General features: G+C 70.4%; 17 protein-coding genes and 2 pseudogenes. 13 read left to right on the plus strand and 6 right to left on the minus strand.

Annotation, left to right across the window (positions count from 1 at the left end):
- Positions 1 to 212: 212 nt before the first annotated feature.
- Together Q0Z83_RS02700 and Q0Z83_RS02705 are read right to left on the minus strand one after the other, a co-directional pair.
- Entirely contained in the window at positions 213 to 2,747 is a 2,535-nt protein-coding gene (locus tag Q0Z83_RS02700) for an ABC transporter permease (protein ID WP_317792169.1), read from the minus strand.
- Entirely contained in the window at positions 2,747 to 3,514 is a 768-nt protein-coding gene (locus tag Q0Z83_RS02705) for an ABC transporter ATP-binding protein (protein WP_317792170.1), read from the minus strand. The genes Q0Z83_RS02700 and Q0Z83_RS02705 overlap by 1 nt, the downstream gene beginning before the upstream one ends.
- A 196-nt stretch (positions 3,515 to 3,710) precedes the next feature.
- Here Q0Z83_RS02705 and Q0Z83_RS02710 point away from each other — a divergent pair, with 196 nt between their 5' ends.
- From Q0Z83_RS02710 to Q0Z83_RS02725, 4 genes are all read left to right on the plus strand, one after another.
- Positions 3,711 to 4,415, plus strand: coding sequence for a neutral zinc metallopeptidase (locus tag Q0Z83_RS02710; RefSeq protein WP_317792171.1), 705 nt, complete (start codon positions 3,711 to 3,713; stop codon positions 4,413 to 4,415).
- A gap of 70 nt (positions 4,416 to 4,485) precedes the next feature.
- Positions 4,486 to 5,127: an HAD family hydrolase gene (locus tag Q0Z83_RS02715; RefSeq protein WP_317797013.1), complete on the plus strand. Its 642-nt coding sequence runs from the start codon at positions 4,486 to 4,488 to the stop codon at positions 5,125 to 5,127.
- A gap of 38 nt (positions 5,128 to 5,165) precedes the next feature.
- On the plus strand, positions 5,166 to 5,636 hold the full coding sequence (locus tag Q0Z83_RS02720; protein ID WP_317792172.1) for a toxin-antitoxin system HicB family antitoxin: 471 nt from the start codon (positions 5,166 to 5,168) through the stop codon (positions 5,634 to 5,636).
- 36 nt (positions 5,637 to 5,672) lie between these two features.
- Positions 5,673 to 6,467: a DUF4097 family beta strand repeat-containing protein gene (locus tag Q0Z83_RS02725; protein WP_317792173.1), complete on the plus strand. Its 795-nt coding sequence runs from the start codon at positions 5,673 to 5,675 to the stop codon at positions 6,465 to 6,467.
- 14 nt (positions 6,468 to 6,481) lie between these two features.
- Here Q0Z83_RS02725 and Q0Z83_RS02730 read toward each other — a convergent pair whose 3' ends face one another.
- From Q0Z83_RS02730 to Q0Z83_RS02740, 3 genes and pseudogenes are all read right to left on the minus strand, one after another.
- On the minus strand, positions 6,482 to 7,156 hold the full coding sequence (locus tag Q0Z83_RS02730) for a LuxR C-terminal-related transcriptional regulator (protein ID WP_378078967.1): 675 nt from the start codon (positions 7,154 to 7,156) through the stop codon (positions 6,482 to 6,484).
- Between the two features lie 804 nt (positions 7,157 to 7,960).
- Positions 7,961 to 8,689: pseudogene (locus Q0Z83_RS02735) on the minus strand (RecB family exonuclease); the annotation flags it as partial.
- A gap of 222 nt (positions 8,690 to 8,911) precedes the next feature.
- A pseudogene (locus Q0Z83_RS02740) lies at positions 8,912 to 9,283 on the minus strand (RecB family exonuclease); the annotation flags it as partial.
- 77 nt (positions 9,284 to 9,360) lie between these two features.
- Between Q0Z83_RS02740 and Q0Z83_RS02745 the strand changes: the two are divergent.
- The 3 genes from Q0Z83_RS02745 (at position 9,361) to Q0Z83_RS02755 (ending at position 12,126) form a co-directional block, all read left to right on the plus strand.
- A complete protein-coding gene (locus Q0Z83_RS02745; protein ID WP_317792175.1) occupies positions 9,361 to 10,512 on the plus strand; it encodes a site-2 protease family protein in 1,152 nt (383 codons plus the stop codon).
- A 21-nt stretch (positions 10,513 to 10,533) separates the two neighbouring features.
- Positions 10,534 to 11,469: a tRNA (adenine-N1)-methyltransferase gene (locus Q0Z83_RS02750; protein WP_317792176.1), complete on the plus strand. Its 936-nt coding sequence runs from the start codon at positions 10,534 to 10,536 to the stop codon at positions 11,467 to 11,469.
- 66 nt (positions 11,470 to 11,535) lie between these two features.
- Entirely contained in the window at positions 11,536 to 12,126 is a 591-nt protein-coding gene (locus Q0Z83_RS02755; protein WP_317792177.1) for a hypothetical protein, read from the plus strand.
- Positions 12,127 to 12,139: 13 nt separating this feature from the next.
- On the opposite strand, the gene Q0Z83_RS02760 is transcribed toward Q0Z83_RS02755, so the two are convergent.
- Positions 12,140 to 12,433, minus strand: coding sequence for a ferredoxin (locus Q0Z83_RS02760; RefSeq protein ID WP_317792178.1), 294 nt, complete (start codon positions 12,431 to 12,433; stop codon positions 12,140 to 12,142).
- Between the two features lie 174 nt (positions 12,434 to 12,607).
- On the opposite strand from Q0Z83_RS02760, the gene arc reads away from it, so the two are divergent.
- The 6 genes from arc (at position 12,608) to prcB (ending at position 19,901) form a co-directional block, all read left to right on the plus strand.
- On the plus strand, positions 12,608 to 14,389 hold the full coding sequence (gene arc, locus Q0Z83_RS02765) for a proteasome ATPase (protein WP_317792179.1): 1,782 nt from the start codon (positions 12,608 to 12,610) through the stop codon (positions 14,387 to 14,389).
- A gap of 59 nt (positions 14,390 to 14,448) precedes the next feature.
- A complete protein-coding gene (locus Q0Z83_RS02770; RefSeq protein ID WP_317792180.1) occupies positions 14,449 to 15,627 on the plus strand; it encodes an acyltransferase family protein in 1,179 nt (392 codons plus the stop codon).
- 58 nt (positions 15,628 to 15,685) lie between these two features.
- Positions 15,686 to 17,035: an acyltransferase family protein gene (locus Q0Z83_RS02775; protein ID WP_317792181.1), complete on the plus strand. Its 1,350-nt coding sequence runs from the start codon at positions 15,686 to 15,688 to the stop codon at positions 17,033 to 17,035.
- A 47-nt stretch (positions 17,036 to 17,082) separates the two neighbouring features.
- Entirely contained in the window at positions 17,083 to 18,600 is a 1,518-nt protein-coding gene (dop, locus tag Q0Z83_RS02780) for a depupylase/deamidase Dop (RefSeq protein WP_378078966.1), read from the plus strand.
- A gap of 102 nt (positions 18,601 to 18,702) precedes the next feature.
- Positions 18,703 to 18,918: a ubiquitin-like protein Pup gene (locus Q0Z83_RS02785; RefSeq protein WP_317792182.1), complete on the plus strand. Its 216-nt coding sequence runs from the start codon at positions 18,703 to 18,705 to the stop codon at positions 18,916 to 18,918.
- A 143-nt stretch (positions 18,919 to 19,061) separates the two neighbouring features.
- Complete coding sequence (prcB, locus tag Q0Z83_RS02790) at positions 19,062 to 19,901, plus strand: proteasome subunit beta (RefSeq protein ID WP_317792183.1); 840 nt, start codon at positions 19,062 to 19,064, stop codon at positions 19,899 to 19,901.
- The last annotated feature ends 17 nt before the right edge of the window (positions 19,902 to 19,918 follow it).

Raw genomic sequence — 19,918 nt, forward strand, 5'->3', positions numbered from 1 at the left:
CGCGAGGGGGCTGCCCGGTCTCGGCCTCCATCGCGCGCGCCGGGCTGGTGCGATGGTCGCTGTTACTGCGAGGGGCTGCCCGGTCTCGGCATCCTCCGCGCCCGCCGGTGCTGGGAACGGGCGGCGGTGCTGGACGGGGGTGCTTGGGGCGGCTGGGAGCAGGACGGGACCGGCCCCGGGTGGTCGCCCGGGGCCGGTCTGGGTGTGGTGGGTCAGTCGTGGGCGATGGCGTTCAGAACGTTCAGTCGGGCGGCTCGGATTGCCGGCACGACTGCGGCGATCACCCCGACCAGGGCGGCCAGCGCCAGGTAGGTGGCCATCCGGTCCCAGGGCAGGACGATCTGGGTGATGCCGTCGTCCTTCAGGGCCCGGGCGACCGCGCTGCCCATGCCTGCGCCGACCGCGACGCCCAGGAGGGCGCCGAACACCGCGATCACCACCGCCTCGACGGTGATCATGCGCATGGTCTGGGCACGGCCCAGGCCGACGGCGCGGAGGAGGCCCAGTTCGCGGGTGCGTTCCAGGACGGACAGGGCCAGGGTGTTCACCACGCCCAGGACGGCGATCAGGATGGCCAGGCCCAACAGGATCTGGATCATCGTGATGATCTGGTCGAAGACCGCCGCCTGACTGTCGACGAAGGTCTGCTGGTCGGTGGCCGACACCTCGGGGCTGTCCGCGACCAGTTCCTTGACCTGTGGCAGCACCGCCGACACCGGGACGCCGTCGTCGAGACGGATGAACCCGAGGACCGGCTGGGTGATCCCGAAGCCCTTGATCGCCTCGGCCGGGAGGATGATGCTGCCGGGCAACTCGTTCTCCGCGAACAGCAGAGCCACCGTGTAGGTACGGGGCTCGCCCCGGGACGTCTGGATCGACACCCGCGACCCGGTCTGCCAGCCCCGCTCCTGAGCCTCGGGGGCGCTCACCGCGATCTGATCGGCGGAGAGCTTCGCCGCCGTGGTTCCGTAGGCCTGGGCCATCCGGGACAGATCCTCGGTGGCGGCCACGTAGGTCCGGTCGTCACCGATCGCCACCAGGTCGTTGTAGAGGCCGGCGGCCGCCCGGACACCGGGGATCGCGGCGGCCTTGTCGAGAACCGCCGGATCGTAGGTCGGCGGCCGTGGCCCGCCCTGATCGCCACTGATCATGATCTGGGCCTTGAGGATGCGTGCCGCCTCGGCGCGGAGGCTGCTCTTCGCCGAATCCATCACCACTGTCACGCCGGTGACCAGGGCGATGCCGACCATCAGGGCGGCCGCCGTGATCGCGGTGCGACGCGGGTTACGGCCCGAGTTGAGCCGGCCCAGCCGACCCGGCACCGACCAGGAGAACAGTCGGCCCAGCAGGGCGACCACCGGCCGGCTGATCAGCGGGGTGAGCAGGGCGACGCCGATGAACGTGACGAGCACGCCGCCGAGGATCAGGTAGAGGGCGGTGCTGCCGTCCGCCACGAACAGGCCGGTGCCCAGGGCCGCCGCGCCCGCCGCGGTGACCACCGTGCCGGTGACGGTGAGCTTGGTGAGCGGGCGGTCCGGGGTGGCCACGTCCTGCATCGCGGCGATCGGGGCGATCCGGGACGCCCGGATCGCCGGGGTCACCGCGGCCACCACGGTGACCAGGATGCCGACGGCGAACGAGCTGATCACCGCGGACAGCGGCACTCCGATCGGGGCCAGGTCCATCCCGCCGCTCATGCCGCTGAACAGCGCGCCCAGCCCGGCGCCCGCACCGACCCCGGCCAGCAGGCCCAGGACCGACGCGAGCACACCGACCACCACGGCCTCCACCAGCACCGAGTTGATCACCTGGCGGCGGGAGGCGCCGATCGCCCGCAGCAGCGCCAGCTCACGGGTGCGTTGGGCGACCACGATCGAGAACGTGTTGAGAATCAGGAAGATGCCGACGAACAGCGCGATCCCGGCGAAGCCCAGCAGGATCTGGTTGAAGAAGCCCATGCCCTCCTTCAAGCTCGCCGAGCTCTCCGCGGACAACTGGTCGCCGGTCTTCACGGCGTATCCGGCGCCGAGCACCGGGGTGAGCCGGTCACGCAGTTGATCGGGGGTCACGCCGTCGGCGGCGGCGACCGTCACCGACGTGAACGCGTCCTTCTCGCCGAGCATCAGCTCCTGTGCCACGGGCGTGGTGAAGGCGACCTCCTGCACGCCGCTGATGCTGTCCCGCCCGCCGGTGTACCCCCAGACGCCGACCAGGGTGAATTCACGTTTCGGCTGCTGGGTGAGGACCGGGACACGATCGCCGACGGAGTAGCCGGCCAGTTTCGCGGTGGTCGCGTTCATCGCGATCTCATCGGGTGACTCGGGACCACGGCCGGAGCGGAGCTCCATCATCTCGTCGGTGCCGGTCCAGTTCGAGCCGATCCGCGGCGGGCCGAACGAGGTGAGCACCTTGCCGTCGGTTCCGATCACGCGGGCCCCGTCGGCATCGACACGGCCGGTCGCCGACCGTACCCCCGACTGGGTCTTGATCGTCTCCACGACGGAGGCCGGAAGTGACGGGGTGACCTCTTCCCCGTCCATCTCGGAGACCTCGACCTTGGGTTTCGCGGTGACCGAGACGTCGGTGGCCGCGTAGACGTCGCTGAAGATCGAGTCGAAGGTGCGGTTGAGCGTGTCGGTGAGCACCAGCGCGCCGGACACGAACATCACGCCGAGGATCACCGCGAGGCCGGACAGGACCAGCCGCAGTTTCCGGGCGAGCAGGCTCTTCAGGGTCGCGCGAAACATCAGAGCATCACCGAGTCGGACGGGGCGTCCAGCCGCTTCATGGTGTCCAGCACCGTCTCGGCGGTCGGGTCGGCCAACTCGTCGACGATCGAACCGTCGGCGAGGAACACCACCCGGTCGGCGTAGCTCGCGGCCACCGGGTCGTGGGTGACCATCACGATGGTCTGCCCATGCTCGCGCACGCTGGACCGTAGGAAGGACAGCACCTCGGCGCCGGACCGCGAATCCAGGTTGCCGGTCGGCTCGTCGGCGAAGATCACGTCGGGGCGGCCCATCAGCGCCCGCGCGCACGCCACCCGCTGCTGTTGGCCGCCGGAGAGCTGGCTGGGCCGGTGTGAGAGCCGATCGGAGAGGCCGACCGTGCCGATCACCGTGTCCCACCACTGCGGGTCGGCCTTGCGCCCCGCGATGTCCAGCGGCAGCTTGATGTTCTCCGCCGCGCTCAGTGTCGGCAGCAGGTTGAACTGCTGAAAGATGAAGCCGATCCGGTCCCGGCGAAGGCGGGTCAGCGCCTTGTCGCCGAGGGTGCTGATCTCCGTGCCGCCGATGTGCACGGTGCCCTCGTCCACCGTGTCCAGGCCGGCGAGGCAGTGCATCAGTGTCGACTTGCCGCTGCCGGACGGCCCCATGATGGCCGTGAACCGGCCCCGCCCGAACTCGGCGCTGACCCCCCGCAGTGCCGCCACCCGGGCCTCGCCCGAGCCGTACACCTTCCAGATCCCGTCCGCGCGCGCCGCCACCGGCCCGCCGGCATTCGTCGCTGCCACCGTGTCTCCCCCTGTGGTCCGAATTTCCGTCCGCCCCAGTGTTGCGGCGGTTCCGGGCCCCGGCGTCCGCCCGGCGGGTGAGGCCGACGCGGAGAAATCCCTGAGGAGAGCACTTAGGAACTTCTCAGGGAGTTCCCTGAGAACGTTGATGTTGGTGGATTCGGTCTAACGTGGTAACCCCGTCCTGGAGGACCGCATGCGCGTTCGACCGGCAATGCTCCTGGCCCTTCTCGCCGTGCTGCTCACCACCGGCTGCCTGCCCGTACAGCAGCCGTTGTCCCGCTCCGGTCAGGCGCCCACGCCGAAGGGCACCGGCAGCGCCGCTCTCGGCCCCGAGGGCACCGACACGCCCGAGGAGTTCGCCCGCGACATGCAGGCCGCCCAGGCGGTCGCCGAGCACTACTGGGCACAGCGGCTCGGCGACGGATTCGAGCCGGTCGCCGAGATCATTCCGTACGAACGGGAGGGCGAGGTGTCGTGCGCCGGCCAGCCGCTGCCGCTCAACAACGCCGTCTACTGTTCCGCCGGTGACTTCATCGCCTACGACGTGAACTGGGCGTTCGTCTCGTTCCAGCAGCTCGGCGACGCGTTCGTGTACTACCTGCTCGGCCACGAGTACGCGCACGCCATCCAGGCTCGGCTCGGCATCCGCAAGGACTTCACCATCGACCAGGAGCTGCAGGCCGACTGCATGGCCGGGGCCTACATCGGTGACCAGGTCCGGGAGCGGAACCTGACGATGGAGGACAACGACACCCGGGAACTCACCGACGGGCTCCGGTCGGTCGGCGACGATCCCGGCCAGCCGTGGTTCGCGCCCGGCTCGCACGGCTCACCCGAGCAGCGGATCCAGTCGTTCGCCAACGGCTACGAGGACTCGCTGGACCCCTGCGGGCTCTGAGGGCACCGTCACATCCGCTCGGTCGTCGGTACCGCGGCCGACCAGAATGGGCCGGGTGAATCCTGCCGCGGTGCTCTTCGACATGGATGGAACGCTGGTCGACAGCGAGCGGATCTGGGGCGTGGCCCTCAGCGAGCTCGCCGTCCACGCCGGTGGTGTCCTCTCCGACTCCGCCCGACTGGCCATGGTCGGCACCAGCATGGCCCGCAGCATGGAGTTGTTCCGCGACGACCTCGGGCAGCTCGGGCGGCCGGAGGCGCCCGACGTCGAGTGGCTGACCGTGCGGGTCCAGGAGCTGTTCGCCGGCGGGCTGGTCTGGCGGCCCGGGGCGATGGAGCTGCTGCACGCGGTCCGGGCGGCGGGCATTCCGACAGCGCTCGTGACGTCCACCGGGCGGCGACTCGTCGAGGTCGCCCTGCGGACGCTCGGGCCGGAGAATTTCGACGTCGTCGTCTGCGGTGACGAGGTGGAGCGGCCCAAGCCGGATCCGGAGCCGTATCGGACCGCGGCCGGCCTGCTCGGGGTGCCGATCTCGGCGTGTGTGGCGATCGAGGACTCGCCGAGTGGGGTGGCCAGCGCCGCCGCGGCGGGTGCGGTGGTGCTCGCGGTGCCGGCCGAGCTGGAGCTGACCCCGGTCGACGGGGTGCACCTGCGGTCGACGCTGACCGGAGTGGACCCGGCCTTCCTGGCGGCATTGCTGACAGCAGTCTGACACTTGCGATGACGTCACTGTGACGTCATAGTGGTGGTATGGATTTGACGCCATACCTCGACGGGCTTCGCGCCGATCTCGCCGCCGTCGCGGCGCCCGCCGGGCCGGAGACCGTCCGCGCCGCCGAACTCCTCGGCGGCGCGCTCGAATCGTCCGCCCGGCTGGCCCTGCTCGAAGCCCTCTCCGACGCCGCCGCCGAGATCACCACCCGGCTCAGCGGACCGGTCGTCGAGGTCCGGCTCCGCGGCCGCGAGGCCGACCTCGTCGTCACCGGCGCCGCCCCGGACGTTCCGGAGCCTCCGCCGCCGGCCGTCACCGACACCGGCGGTGATCTCGCGCGACTCACCCTTCGCATGCCGGAGAGCCTCAAGGCCCACGTCGAGCAGACCGCGGCCGCCGAAGGCGTCTCGGTCAACGCCTGGCTGGTCCGGGCGGTCACCACCGCCATACGCGGCGGCCGCCCCGGTGGCTCCGGCGGCCGCCGCGTCACCGGCTTCTTCCAGGCCTGAGCGGTTTCTGATCGCACACTTCCTCAGGAGACCCAGATGTACGAGTACGAGCGCACCGAGCCCGTGACCGTCTCGCTCCGTGCCCTCAGCGGCCGGGTCGACGTCGAAGCCCGGCCCGGCTCGACGATCCAGGTCGACGTCACACCGCTGCGCGACAGCAGCGCCGCCCGTGACCTGGCCGCCGAGGTGGAGGTGGCCCTCGACGGTGACACCCTGGTGGTGCACGTGCCGGAGCGGCGCGGAGCCCTCTGGCGGCGCGGGCACAGCCTCGCCATCACCATCAAGGTCCCGGAGGGCAGCGTCCTGACCGGCCGCAGTGCCGCGGCCGCGGTCCGTGCCACCGGGCGTTACGCCCAGGTCAGCCTCGACCTCTCGTCGGGTGATTCGGAGGTGGAGGCCGTCGACGGGGACGCCCGCATCACCACCGCCAGCGGTCACCTCACCGTGCGGCAGGCCGGCGGCGCGGTCACCCTCAAGACCAGCTCGGGCCATCTGACCATCGGTGACGTCAACGGTGACGTCACTGCGGGCACGTCCAGCGGCGACATCCGTCTCGGTTCGGTCGGCGCCTCCCTCCAGGCCACCAGCGCCAGTGGCGAGATCGAAGTGGGCCGCCTGCACCACGGCCAGGCCCGGATCCGGACCTCCTCCGGCGACGTCCGTGTCGGCGTGGCCCGCGGCACCGGAGTCTGGCTCGACCTCGACACGTCCTCCGGTCGCAACGTCAACAGTCTGGCCGCGCCGGACGACGACACCGCACCGACCGGAGCCACCCTCGAACTGAAGATCCGAACCGCCTCCGGCGACATCCACGTCCAGCGCGCCGCCTGACCACTGCCCGTCGTTCAGCTGCCGGGGCGGACCAGGCCCGTCTCGTAGGCGAGGACGACGGCCTGGGTGCGGTCGCGGAGGCGCAGCTTGGTGAGGACGTGGCCGACATGGGTCTTCACCGTGGTGTCGCTGACGCCCAGGATCGCGGCGATCTCACTGTTGCTGCGGCCGCGGGCGACGTGGACCAGGACCTCGCGCTCCCGACCGGTCAGCGGGGACAGCCTGGTCGTCGCGTCGCCGGTGCCGGTGGTGACGGTTCCGGCGAGGCGGGGCAGCATCCGGGACAGCACCGGCGGGGTGATCACCGCTCCACCCGCGGCGATGGCGTGGACGGCGGCGACGAGTTCCGCCTGCGGGGCGTCCTTGCAGAGATATCCGACGGCGCCGGCGGTGATCGCGGCGAGCACCTCCTCGTCGGTGTCGCGGCCGGTCAGGAGCAGGACCCGAACCGCCAGGCGGGCTTCCGAGACGGCCCGGGCAACGGCGAGACCGTCCAGGCGAGGTAACGCCACGTCACTGATCAGGACGTCCGGAAGCAGTCGCCGAGCCAGGTCGACAGCCTCGACACCGTCACCGGCCTCCCCGGCGATCACGATCTCCCGGGCACCCACCGACCCGCTCCAGCCGCCCGAATCGCCCGCGTCACCAACCCAGCCGCTCCCACCGGGCGGATCGGCTGCGTGCCCCATCCGACCGCTGCTGCTGGGCGCATCGGTTGCGTCGCCCGTCCGACTGCTGCTGCTGGCCGCATTGCGTGCGTCGCCCGCCCGACCGATGCCGCTGGGCGAATCGCGTGCGTCACCCGTCCGGCCGCTGCTGCTGGCCGCATTGCGTGCGTCGCCCACCCGACCGATGCCGCTGGGCGAATCGCGTGCGTTGCCCGCCCGGCCGCTTCCGACGGGCGGATCGGTTGCGTCGCCCGCCCGGCCGCTTCCGACGGGCGGATCGGTTGCGTCGCCCGCCCGGCCGCTTCCCAGGGGCGGATCGGCTGCGTTCCCCGTCCGGCGGCTTCCGTCGGGCGCACCGGTGGCGGGTCCCACCCGGCGGTGGCCGCCCGGCGAACCGGGCTCGGCGCCTGCCGGTCTTTCGCCGCTCGGCGAACCGGCCTCGGCGTTTGCCGGCTCTTCGGCGCCCGGCGAACCGGCTCGGCTGCCGACGAGTACCGCCCGCAGGCCGGCCCGCTGCAGGGGAGCGGCGTCCGCGAGCAGAACCCGGAGCGGACCGCTCACCTGACGACCTCCGCCCGGCACGCCGCGGGAACGGGATATGGACCGCTCATGCGACGGACGCGGTCCGCCATGGTGTCCGGTCTGCCACGAGAACTCGACCCCGGTTGCTCATGTGGTGGCCTCTGATCGCGGCTGGAGCGTGGTGGGTGTCGTCGGACCGCGGCTGGAGCGTGGTGTGTGTCGTCGGATCGCGGCTGGAGCGTGGTGGGTGTCGCCGGATCGCGGCCGGTGAGGAGGTGCTGGACCGCGCGGGGCGGAGTGGGGTCAGCCAAGGGGATCATCCCGGAGCAGGGTGCCGACCCGGTCGGGCTCGGTGTCGGGGGCGAAGGAGGCGACGACCGGCAGCTCGGGGAACGGGGGCGGGGTGCCGCCGAACTCGGGGCACAGGGCCTGGTGACTGCACCAGCCACACAGGCGGCTCGGCTTGGGGCGGAAGTCACGGTCTCGTTTCGCCCGCTCGATCGCGGTGGACAGGGCGATCAGGGTGCGTTCGAAGCGTTCCAGCTCGCCCGCCTCGGGGCTGTAGTCCAGGGCCTCGGCGTCCTTCAGATAGAGCAGGCGCAGGGCCCGGGGGACCACACCGCGGGCGCGCCACAGGACCAGGGCGTAGAACTTCAGCTGGAACAGGGCCCGACCCTCGAAGGCCTCGCGCGGTGCGCCGCCGGTCTTGTAGTCGACCACCCGCATGTCGCCCGCCGGGGAGACGTCGAGACGGTCGATGTAGCCGCGCAACAGCAGGTTGTCGCCGATCGTGGTGGAGATCAGGGTCTCCCGCTCGGCCGGTTGCAGGCGGCGTGGGTCCTCCACCGCGAAGTAGCCGGCGAGCAGGTCGCGGGCGCCGGCCAGGAAAGCGGCGATCCGGGCCGCCTCGGCGGCGCCGTCCGGCAGATCGATCAGCGCGGCCTGCCCGGTCGCGTCGATCTCGGCCTCGACCGCCGCCGGATCCCGCATCAGCCCACCGACCCCGGCGGCACTCCCACCGGCCCCGGCGGGATGCCCTCCGGCCCCCGCGGCACTCCCACCGGCATCGGAGGCATGGTCATCGGGCCCGGCGGCACTCCCGCCGGCATCAGCGGATCCCCGGTCACCCTCGGCAGCGAGGGCCGAGGTGAGACCCTCCGCGGCCGGGGAGACCGTCGCGGAGGTGGCGTCGAGGTCGGTTGCCGGAGCGACGGGTGATGTCGTGGCGGAGACCGAGGGGCGGGCCGGGCGGCCCCTGGCTGGTGGGTCGGTGGCGAAGACCGCCGCCAACTCCGGCTCCTGCCCGACGAGGCGCTCCCACTCGGGGGTGACCAGGGCGGCCGCCGCCTCCGGCGTGCGGTCGGCGGCGGGCAGATCGAACAGGCGCTCCAGAACGGCGTGGACCAGGGTGCCGCGGATCTGGTCGGCCGACGGGGTCTCCGGCAGCTTGTCGACGGTGCGGTAGCGGAACAGCAGCGGGCAGGTCTTGAAGTCGGCCGCCCGGGAGGGCGACAGCGACGGCCCGGCCGGGGTCTCCGGGCGCCGGGCACGGTCGCCGGACTGGGCCGGAACCGGCTGCGGGGTCGGGGACACCGGCTGGGCCGCCATGGGAGAGAGCGCCGTCATGTCAAAGAGGCTAGGCCAGGGGTACGACGAAAAACGCGGGGTGGGTCCCGCGCGTGCGTGTCCGTAGCATCGATCGCGTGGAGCAGAGCCGAGCAGTGCAGGGGCCGTCGCCCGGGGCCGGGCGGCCGGTGGGGCACGTGGCGGGTATCCCGGTGCATGCGAACGGGTCGATGCTCCTGCTCGCGGTGCTGGTCACGGTGGTGTATGGGAACTACGCCCGTACCGAGCTGGAATTGGCGCAGCCCTGGGCGTACCTGGTGGGGCTGGGGTTCGTGGGTTGTCTTCTCGGCTCGGTGTTGCTGCACGAGCTGGGGCATGCGCTGACCGCCCGCCGATTCGACATCGGGGTGCGCCGGATCACGCTGGAACTGCTCAGTGGTTGGACGGAGATGGATCGGGATGCGCCGGCCCCACGGGTCGACGCGCTGGTGTCGCTGGCCGGTCCGGCGGTGTCGCTGCTGCTCGGCGGGGTGGCGACGGTGGCGGCGCTGGCGCTGCCCAACGACACGGTGTCCGGGCAGATCGCCTTCCAGCTGGCGCTGAGCAACGTGCTGGTGGCGTTCTTCAACGTGCTGCCGGGCCTGCCGCTGGACGGCGGCCGGGCGCTACGCGCGCTGTTGTGGGCGCTGATGAAGGACCGGAACCGGGCGACCGTGGCGGCCGGCTGGTCGGGGCGGGTGCTGGCCCTGATCACCGGGTCGCTGGCGCTGATGCTGTACCGGCTCGACGTGATCACCGGGCTGGGGCTGGTGTTCGTGCTGCTGGTGGTGTTGACCCTGTGGCAGGGCGCGGGGCAGTCGATCCGGCTGGGCCGGATGACCGGGCGGTTTCCGCTGGTCGATCTGGGTGCGCTGGTCCGACCGGTGCTGGCGGTGCCGGCCGGCACGCCGCTGGGCGAGGCGCAGCGGCGCCGGGCGGAGGACCCCAGGCCGGACGTGGTGCTCGCGGTCGCCGACTCGGCGGGTAGCCTCACCGCACTGGTCGATCCGGTCGCCGCCGAGCGGATTCCGGTCGACCGGCGGCCCTGGGTGAGCGTGGAGAGCGTGGCCCGGTCCCGTGACGCGCTGACCACGCTGCCGCTCGGGCTGACCGGTGAGCAGGTGGTTCGCGCGCTGCAGGCCCACCCTGGCGCGCAGTACCTGGTGACCGCAGGCGAGGATGTCGTGGGCGTCCTGCGGGTCGCCGACGTGGCCGCCGTGCTGGAACCCAGGCGCGCCGGCCGGAATTAGCGACCTCCTGAGAGAAGAGCAGTGACCACAACCCCAGCCACCGCCATCGACGACGTTCCCGCGCACCGTGGGCCGTTCCGGGTGGGCGACCGCGTTCAGCTCACCGACCCGAAGGGCCGGATGCACACGATCGTGCTGGAGCCCGGCAAGGCGTTCCACACGCACCGCGGCGCGATGTCGCACGACGAGCTGATCGGCCTGCCGGACGGCAGTGTGATCACCGCCGCCAGCGGCACCGCCTATCTGGCGCTGCGCCCGCTGCTGTCGGACTACGTGCTGTCGATGCCGCGCGGCGCGCAGGTGATCTACCCGAAGGACGCGGCGCAGATCGTCGCGATGGGTGACGTCTTCCCCGGCGCGAAGGTGCTGGAGGCGGGCGCCGGCTCGGGTGCGCTGACCTGTTCGCTGCTGCGGGCCGTCGGCAGTTCCGGCGAGGTGCACAGCTACGAGCTGCGCGACGACTTCGCGGCGATCGCCCGGAAGAACGTGGAGGCGTTCTTCGGCGGCCCGCACCCGGCGTGGCACCTGCACAACGGTGACGTGGCGGGCAACGACATCACCGGTTTCGACCGGATCATCCTGGACATGCTGACTCCGTGGGAGGCTCTCGACATGGTCGAGAAGTCGCTCATCCCGGGTGGCGTTTTCATCGGCTACGTGGCGACCACCCCGCAGCTGTCCGAGCTGGTCGAGGCGCTGCGCGAGCGGGGCGGCTGGACCGAGCCGCGGGCCTGGGAGTCGCTGGTCCGCGACTGGCACGCCGACGGTCTCGCGGTCCGCCCCGACCACCGGATGATCGCGCACACCGCCTTCCTGGTGTCGGCCCGCAAGCTCGCCCCGGGCGTCACCGCGCCGCCGCGGCGGCGCAAACCCAGCAAGGGCGCCGAGGCGTACGCGATTCGCAAGGCCACCCAGGCGGCGCTGGCGGCTCAGGCCGTGGAAGCGGCGGGGGAGTGACCGTCGTGTCTGGAATCCGGTAGGTTCCTTGGGGGCCAGGCCTCGGGAGGACAGGGAGTGGGCGCGATGAGTTCTCCACCGTTCGGCGGGAGCAGTGAGATGCCGGCGGTCTTCCCGGACTGGTCGCCGTATCCGGATCTGGACTCGGCCGCCCGTGCCTACCTGCGTGACCCCGAGGTGGCCCTGGAGGCGCTCTTCGGGGTCCTGCGGGGCGCCCAGGTCCTGTGTTTCACCCTGGAGCGATTCGTCAACGAGGTGAACGGGGTGTGGCAGGAGGTCGTCGTCTGCGACGGCAGCCGCCTGGTCCTGTGGCACGGCGAGGACGTGGCGCCCGGGGACGGCCCGGTCGGCGCGATGACCTCGTCGCTCCGGGTGGTGCCGCTGTCGACGGTGACCGAGGTGGGCTGTCGACGGCGCCTCACCCGTACTCCGAACGGGCAGGCCCGGGTCGACAGCATCGACGTCTACCTGCTGCTGAGTTCGGTCGACGACGCGGTCCCGCCGCCGGGCGTGGGTGAGGACGAGGGCCGGGCGCCGCTGCGCCACGACGCGCTGCGTTTCGGCAAGACGCTCGACGACGGCGGCGCCGGTCAGATCGCCCGGCTGGAAGAATTCTCCCGGGTGGTCGCCTCGCTGGTCGGCCGTCCCACCCTCTGAGTTTCAGTCAGATTCACTCAACGGAGCTCAACGGGCCGGCGACGGGCACACCGTCGGCGGCCCGTTCCACGTGGATGCAGTCGCCCGGGCACTCCTTGGCCGAGTCGATGACCTCGAGCAACAGCTGCCGCGGCACGTCCGTCCGCACGCCCGGGTCCTGGAGCAACTCGCCGGTGTGGTCTTTTACATAGGCGAGGCCGTCGATGTCCAGTTCGAACACTTCCGGGGCGTACTGAACACAGAGTCCGTCACCGGTACAGAGATCCTGATCGATCCAGACTCGCAGCTCATCAGTGTCAGCCGACACGTCTACCTCCCGCAACCCGTCGGGGCCGACGGTACCCGAACTATGTCCGACCGGCTCAGCCGCGGTCGCACCAATCGATCAAGAGTCGGTGACGAGGGTGTTGCATGGGTCGAAAACCGCTTCGCAACAGCTAGTGTTAACCCAAGACGTTCGAGCCCCCCGGGGAGGTGGGACGTGGCACGTAGCGACGAAGCGGACTCCCGCGCCGCGCGAGCGGAGAAGGAAGTCAACGATCTCTCCAGTCAGGTCGCGTTTCTGCAAGAGGAACTCGCTCTGGTCCGGCGGAAGTTGACGGAGAGCCCCCGACACGTCCGGCAGCTTGAGGAACGGCTCGCGGCAACGCAGGCGCAGCTGGCCCGAGTGACCGAGAACAACGAGCGGCTCGTGGCGACCCTCAAGGAAGCCAGGGCCCAGATCGTCACTCTCAAGGAAGAGATTGACCGGCTCGCACAGCCGCCCAGCGGCTATGGCGTGTTTCTGGCGGCACACGAGGACGGCACGGTGGACGTGTTCACCGGTGGCCGCAAGCTGCGGGTGGCGGTCTCGCCGTCGCTCGCGGCCGACGAGCTTCAGCGCGGACAGGAAGTCCTGCTGAACGACGCGCTCAACGTCGTCGACGCGTTCGGTTTCGAGCGCACCGGCGAGGTCGTCTCGCTCAAGGAGGTGCTGGACAACCCGTCCGGCGGCCCCCGCGATCGGGCGCTGGTGATGTCGCACGCCGACGAGGAACGCATCGTGTTCCTCGCCGACTCGCTCGACATCGACAAGCTGCGCGCCGGCGACTCGCTCATGATCGAGCCCCGTTCGGCGTACGCCTATGAGCGGATCCCGAAGAGTGAGGTCGAGGAGCTCGTCCTGGAGGAGGTGCCCGACGTCGACTACAGCGACATCGGTGGCCTGCACTCCCAGATCGAGCAGATCCGCGACGCGGTCGAGCTGCCGTTCCTGCACGCCGACCTGTTCCGGGAGCACCAGCTGCGCCCGCCGAAGGGCATCCTGCTCTACGGCCCGCCCGGCTGTGGCAAGACCCTGATCGCCAAGGCGGTGGCCAACTCGCTGGCCAAGAAGATCGCCGAGCGACGTGGCGAGGAGAAGCACACCAGCTACTTCCTCAACATCAAGGGCCCGGAGCTGCTCAACAAGTACGTGGGTGAGACCGAGCGGCACATCCGCCTGGTCTTCCAGCGGGCTCGTGAGAAGGCCGGCGAGGGCACCCCGGTGATCGTGTTCTTCGACGAGATGGACTCGATCTTCCGGACCCGTGGCTCGGGTGTCTCCAGTGACGTGGAGAACACGATCGTTCCTCAGCTGCTCAGCGAGATCGACGGTGTCGAGGGCCTGGAGAACGTGATCGTGATCGGCGCCTCCAACCGGGAGGACATGATCGACCCGGCCATCCTGCGCCCCGGCCGGCTCGACGTGAAGATCAAGATCGAGCGTCCGGACGCCGAGGCGGCGAAGGACATCTTCGCCAAGTACATCCTGTCGGAGCTGCCGCTCAGTGGGGACGACCTCACCGAGCACGGCGGTAACCGGGACGCGACGGTCGCCGCGATGATCGAGGCGGTCGTGCTGCGGATGTACACGGAGACGGAGGAGAACCGCTTCCTGGAGGTCACCTACGCCAACGGTGACAAGGAGGTCCTGTACTTCAAGGACTTCAACTCCGGCGCGATGATCCAGAACATCGTCGACCGTGGCAAGAAGATGGCGATCAAGGAGTTCCTCACCTCCGGTAAGAAGGGTCTCCGACTGCAGCACCTGCTCGACAGCTGCGTCGACGAGTTCCGGGAGAACGAGGACCTGCCGAACACCACGAACCCGGACGACTGGGCCCGGATCTCCGGTAAGAAGGGTGAGCGGATCGTCTACATCCGTACGCTCGTCTCCGGTGGCAAGGGCGCCGAGGCCGGCCGGTCCATCGAGACCGCGACCAACACCGGCCAGTACCTGTAGGACGTACCACGACCGGGGCCGGAGGGGTTTCCCTCCGGCCCCGGCCTCGTTCAACCCGTGTGATCGCACCCCGCCTGGCCTGGCTGGACGCGCTCCGTGGCTGGGCCGCGGTCGTCGTGGCCGCCTTCCACGTCAGCCCGCTCGTGCTCGGTTCCGAACGACACCTGCGGATCTTCCAGATCCTCGACCTCGGCAAGTACGGCGTACTGCTGTTCTTTCTGGTCAGCGGCTACGTGATCCCGATGTCCCTGGAACGGCACGGTGACCTGCGGCGGTTCTGGACCGGCCGGCTGCTGCGGATCTACCCGGCCTATCTGTTCGCCGTCCTGGTCACGATCGGGCTCGGCGCGGCCGGGATCATGCGGATGCCCGATCAGCTGGCCGGAGAGACGACAGCCAGCGTCCTCGGGCACGTCACCATGCTCCAGGACCTGATCGGCACCCGCGGTGTGCTCCGGCCGTTCTGGACGCTCTCCTTCGAGATGGTCTTCTACCTGATCGTCGCGGGCCTGTTCGTCTGGCGGCGCAACCGGGACAGCGCCTGGTGGGCGGCCGGGCTCACCGTCCTGGCGGTGTGCGGCCTGCCGGACGCCCTGCTCGGCGGGACGGCCCCGCACCGCCGGATCACCGCGGTCGCGGCGCTGGTGCTCCTGGGATGCGTGCTCTGGGCGTACCACCTCGGGAATCACCTCGGCCGGAGGCCGCTCACCCTGGTCGCCGGTGTGGCCGGCATCGTCTCCGTCGTGCTGCCGCTTCTCAACGGTCATGCCACCGATCAGGTGACCAGCGCGTCGTCGGGGCAGGCCGCGCAGATGCTGGCGGTGATGTTCGCCGGCACGGTGATCTACCGGGTGCAGCACGGGCAGCTCGGCCGGCTGCCCGCCGTCCTGGTGCTGATACTGGTCGCCGCCGGGGTCGCGGTGCAGGTGAAGCCGACGGTGGCGGTCGCTGTCGCGGTGACCTTCGGCGGTGCCTTCCTGCTGCGGGAGCGGCGGGTCCCGGCGGTCCTGGTCCGGCTCGGCACGATCAGCTACTCGCTCTATCTGCTGCACATTCCGGTCCTCGCGGTGGTTCGGCACCACACGCAGCAGCCGCTGCTGACCGCGGTGGCCTTCGCGGCCGGCTCCCTCGCCGCCGCGTGGGCCGGGCACCGCTGGGTGGAGCGGCCGGCACAGGCGCTCGCTCCGGCGCCGAAGGGCCCGCGGGCCGAGGAGCGGTTGGCTGTCCGGATTCTGTGATCATCCTGTGATCGCCACGTCGGAAGCCGTTCCTGCGGCGTCGTTATCGTCGCCGTCCGTGACAACGATCATGGATGTATCGGGCGGTCCGGCTGCCACGCGCCCGGCGGCCCCGCGGATGGCCTGGCTCGACGCGATGCGCGGCTTCGCGGCCGTGGTCGTGGCGCTCTTCCACCTGAGCCCGTACGTGATCGGCCGGGAGAACCATCTGCTGATCTACCAGAACTTCGACCTCGGCAAGTACGGCGTACTGCTGTTCTTCCTGGTCAGCGGCTACGTGATCCCGATGTCCCTGGAACGGCACGGGTCGCTGCGCAAGTTCTGGATCGGCCGGTTGTTCCGCATCTATCCGGCCTACCTGTTCACCATCGCCCTCGTCGTGCTGCTCGTCGCGACCGGCGTCACCGAGCCGCACCCGGGGGTGCGCGAGGACCCGGTCGGCGCCGGGCTGGGCCAGATCACCATGCTCTCCGACCTGGTCGGCGTCAGCGGGATGATCACGCCGTTCTGGACGCTCTCCTTCGAAATGGTCTTCTATCTGATCGTAGCCGGACTTTTCGCCTGGAACCTGCACCGGCTCAGCGCCTGGTGGGCGGCCGGGCTCACGCTAGTCGCGGTGCTGGCCGGCCCGATGCTGCCGGACGCGCTGCTGGGCGGCACGGTGGACCGGCGGCACCTGCTCGCGGCCGGGCTGGTGCTGGTGGTGACGGTGTGCCTGGGCTCACAGATCAGCGGCCGGCGCCCGCTGGTGCCGGCCGCGGGCGCGGTCGGGATCGGGTTCGTGCTGCTGCCGGCGGTGAACGGGCACGCCACCCGCTGGGTGGTGGCGACCGCCTCCTGGCAGGCGCTGCTGATGCTCGGCGTGATGTTCGCCGGCACCGTCGTGTACCGGCTGCAGAACGGCGAGATCACCCGCCGGGCCGCCGTTCCGTCGCTGGTCGTGGTGTTCCTCGGGGGTGTCTTCACCAACTGGCTGCACACCGGCCAGACCGCCGAGCTGGTCCGCTGGGGGTCGGTCACCGCCGCCGTCACGGCCACCTTCCTGGTCGGCTGGGCACTGCGCGAACGCCGGATGCCGGCCGCGCTCACCTGGCTCGGCGCGGTCAGTTTCTCGGTCTACCTGCTGCACGTGGTCGTGGTCGGGCTGGTCAAGCGGGTGGTCCCGGTGGAGACCGATCCGACCCTGACCAACCGGGTGCTGTTCGGGCTCGGGTTCGTGGGGGCGACACTTCTGCTGGCCTGGTTCGCCTACCGGTTCGTCGAGTTGCCGGGACAAGCGCTGGGCCGACGCCTGCAGCGGCGGGCGACGATCATTCTCGGTCCGGAGCAGCCGCTGCGGCCCGCCGGTGACACTCAAGGTTCCGACGCGGGTACGGGGAGTCTCGGAAAGGCCGGGCGGAGCGTCTAGGCTCGATGCATGAGCAGGCGCAGCTTCGTGGCGGACAGGGTGGTCGCATGAGCGTTCGACGGATTATGGGGACCGAGGTCGAGTACGGCATTTCGGTTCCCGGCCAGCCCGGTGCCAATCCGATGGTCACGTCCTCGCAGGTGGTCAACGCCTACGGCGCCCGCCCCGAGCTCAGCAGCAAAGGCCGCGCCCGCTGGGACTACGAGGAGGAGTCGCCACTGCGCGACGCCCGTGGTTTCACTTACTCCGGGGCCGCCTACGACCCGGCCGAGGCGCTCGCCGACGAGGATCTCGGCCTGGCCAACGTGATACTGACCAACGGCGCCCGTCTGTATGTCGATCACGCCCACCCGGAGTACAGCACACCCGAGGTGACCAACCCGCTCGACATCGTCAAGTGGGACAAGGCCGGCGAGCGGGTGATGGCCGAGGCCTCCCGCCGCGCCGCCACGATCCCCGGCACGCACCGGATTCAGCTCTACAAGAACAACACCGACAACAAGGGCGCGTCGTACGGGGCGCACGAGAACTACCTGATGCGCCGGCAGACCGCGTTCGCCGACATCGTCGCCCACCTCACCCCGTTCTTCGTGACCCGGCAGATCTTCTGCGGCGCCGGTCGCGTGGGCATCGGGCAGGACGGCAGCGGCGCCGGTTTCCAGATCTCCTCCCGCGCCGACTTCTTCGAGGTCGAGGTCGGGCTGGAGACGACCCTCAAACGGCCGATCATCAACACCCGCGACGAGCCGCACGCCGACGCCGACAAGTACCGCCGCCTGCACGTGATCATCGGCGACGCGAACCTGTCGGAGATCTCCACCTACCTCAAGGTGGGCACCACCGCGCTGATTCTCAACATGATCGAGGAGAAGGTGTTCACCGGTGAGCTCGGCATCGCCGACCCGGTGAGCGAGCTCAAGGCGGTCAGTCACGACCCGTCGCTCAAACACCTGATGCGTCTGCGCGACGGCCGTCGGCTCACCGCCCTCGACCTGCAGTGGGCCTACTTCGAGCGGGCCCGCCAGTTCGTCGACGACCGGCTCGGCGCCGACGTCGACGAGCAGACCTCGGACGTGCTGGACCGGTGGGAGGACGCGCTCGACAAGCTCGGCCGCGACCCGATGCTGCTCTCCGACAGCCTGGACTGGGTGGCCAAGCTGCGCCTGCTGGAGGGCTATCGGGAGCGGGAGAACCTGGGCTGGTCGTCGCCCAAGCTCCAGCTCGTCGACCTGCAGTATTCCGACGTGCGGCCGGAGAAGGGCCTCTACCACCGCCTGGTGGCGCGCGGGTCGATGAAGACCCTGCTCGACCCGGACACCACGCAGCGCGCCATGTACGAGCCGCCGGAGGACACCCGGGCCTACTTCCGGGGCCGCTGCCTCGCGCAGTACGCCTCCGAGGTGGTCGCCGCCAGCTGGGACTCGGTGATCTTCGACGTGGGCCGGGAGTCCCTGGTCCGGGTGCCCATGATGGAGCCGGAACGCGGTACCAAGAAGCATGTCGGCGCGCTGTTCGACACGTGCGAGAGCGCGAAGGATCTGCTCGAAGTGATCACGAGCCGGTAATAAAACACCCGTTCCGGCGGGCCGTTTCGTCACAGGTGCGAGGTAGGTTTTTCCCAACCCGATGTTGCAGGACTTCGGGGACGGCTGAGAAGGGGGACATCCATGGCAACCCGAGACACAGGTGGTCAGTCGCAGAGCAGCAAGGGCTCCAGCGACCAGGACATCGAGGACGTCACCGTCGAGGCCAATCCCGAGGTAGCGGAACGGCACGCCGAGATCACCGAGGACGTCGACGATCTCCTGGACGAGATCGACTCCGTGCTGGAGGAGAACGCTGAGGAGTTCGTCCGAGGCTATGTCCAAAAGGGCGGCCAGTAAGGGTTTTGTCCGTTTCTGAATGACCGGGCGCCGCCGTTTCGGCGGCGTCCGCCATTTCCCCAAGACATGTCGATGATGTTGAGCGCCCCCGCGGGCTCCGGCGGGATAGTGTGCCTCAACTGCACGTACCTGAAAGGAACCACGTGGCGACGGGCTTTGATCCATCCGGGCGTCTACCGGATTTCTTCACCAGCACTTCGACGTCCTCCTTCACGCAGTTCCTGAGTCAGGCCGCCCCGGAGCTGCTTCCGGGCCGCCGGCCGCTGCCGCCGGGCCTGTCCGCCGACATCGCGCCGCACGGCACCACGATCGTCGCGATCGCGACCGCCGACGGTGTGGTGATGGCCGGTGACCGCCGGGCGACCATGGGCAACCTGATCGCCAGCCGGGACATCAAGAAGGTCCACCCGGCCGACGCCTACTCGCTGATCGGCATCGCCGGGACGGCCGGCATCGGCATCGAGCTGATCCGCCTGTTCCAGGTCGAGCTGGAGCACTACGAGAAGATCGAGGGCGCCATGCTCTCCCTCGACGGCAAGGCGAACCGCCTGGCCGCGATGGTGCGTGGCAACCTGGGCGCGGCCATGCAGGGCCTGGCCGTGGTGCCGCTGTTCGCCGGGTTCGACCTGGCCCCGGCCGAGGGGATGGCCCCGGGCCGGATCTGGAGCTTCGACGTGGCCGGCGGCATCTACGAGGAGACCGGCTACGAGGCGATCGGGTCGGGCTCGCTGTTCGCCAAAGCCGCGCTGAAGAAGCGGTACCGGGCCGGCGTGAGCACCGAGGACGCGATCACCCTGGCCGTCGAGGCGCTGTACGACGCGGCCGACGACGACACCGCCACCGGCGGGCCGGACGTGATCCGCAAGATCTACCCGGTGGTGATGACCGCTACGGCGAACGGCACACACCGGCTGAGCGACGAAGAGATCAACACGGTGGCCGAGCGCGTGGTCGCCGGCCGTCACGAGAACCCGGGCGGCTGACCCGCACTTCGAGGAAG

Source organism: Actinoplanes sichuanensis (genome assembly GCF_033097365.1).
Lineage (GTDB): Bacteria > Actinomycetota > Actinomycetes > Mycobacteriales > Micromonosporaceae > Actinoplanes > Actinoplanes sichuanensis.

What these genes read in the sequence shown, in the direction of transcription:
- Q0Z83_RS02730 (WP_378078967.1), bottom strand. Translation starts at nt 7,156, where the DNA reads ATGGGGCACGCAGCCGATCCGCCCGGTGGGAGCGGCTGGGTTGGTGAC.
- Q0Z83_RS02725 (WP_317792173.1), top strand. Translation starts at nt 5,673, where the DNA reads ATGTACGAGTACGAGCGCACCGAGCCCGTGACCGTCTCGCTCCGTGCC.
- Q0Z83_RS02785 (WP_317792182.1), top strand. Translation starts at nt 18,703, where the DNA reads ATGGCAACCCGAGACACAGGTGGTCAGTCGCAGAGCAGCAAGGGCTCC.
- dop (WP_378078966.1), top strand. Translation starts at nt 17,083, where the DNA reads ATGAGCGTTCGACGGATTATGGGGACCGAGGTCGAGTACGGCATTTCG.
- Q0Z83_RS02700 (WP_317792169.1), bottom strand. Translation starts at nt 2,747, where the DNA reads ATGTTTCGCGCGACCCTGAAGAGCCTGCTCGCCCGGAAACTGCGGCTG.
- Q0Z83_RS02755 (WP_317792177.1), top strand. Translation starts at nt 11,536, where the DNA reads ATGAGTTCTCCACCGTTCGGCGGGAGCAGTGAGATGCCGGCGGTCTTC.
- Q0Z83_RS02720 (WP_317792172.1), top strand. Translation starts at nt 5,166, where the DNA reads ATGGATTTGACGCCATACCTCGACGGGCTTCGCGCCGATCTCGCCGCC.
- Q0Z83_RS02710 (WP_317792171.1), top strand. Translation starts at nt 3,711, where the DNA reads ATGCGCGTTCGACCGGCAATGCTCCTGGCCCTTCTCGCCGTGCTGCTC.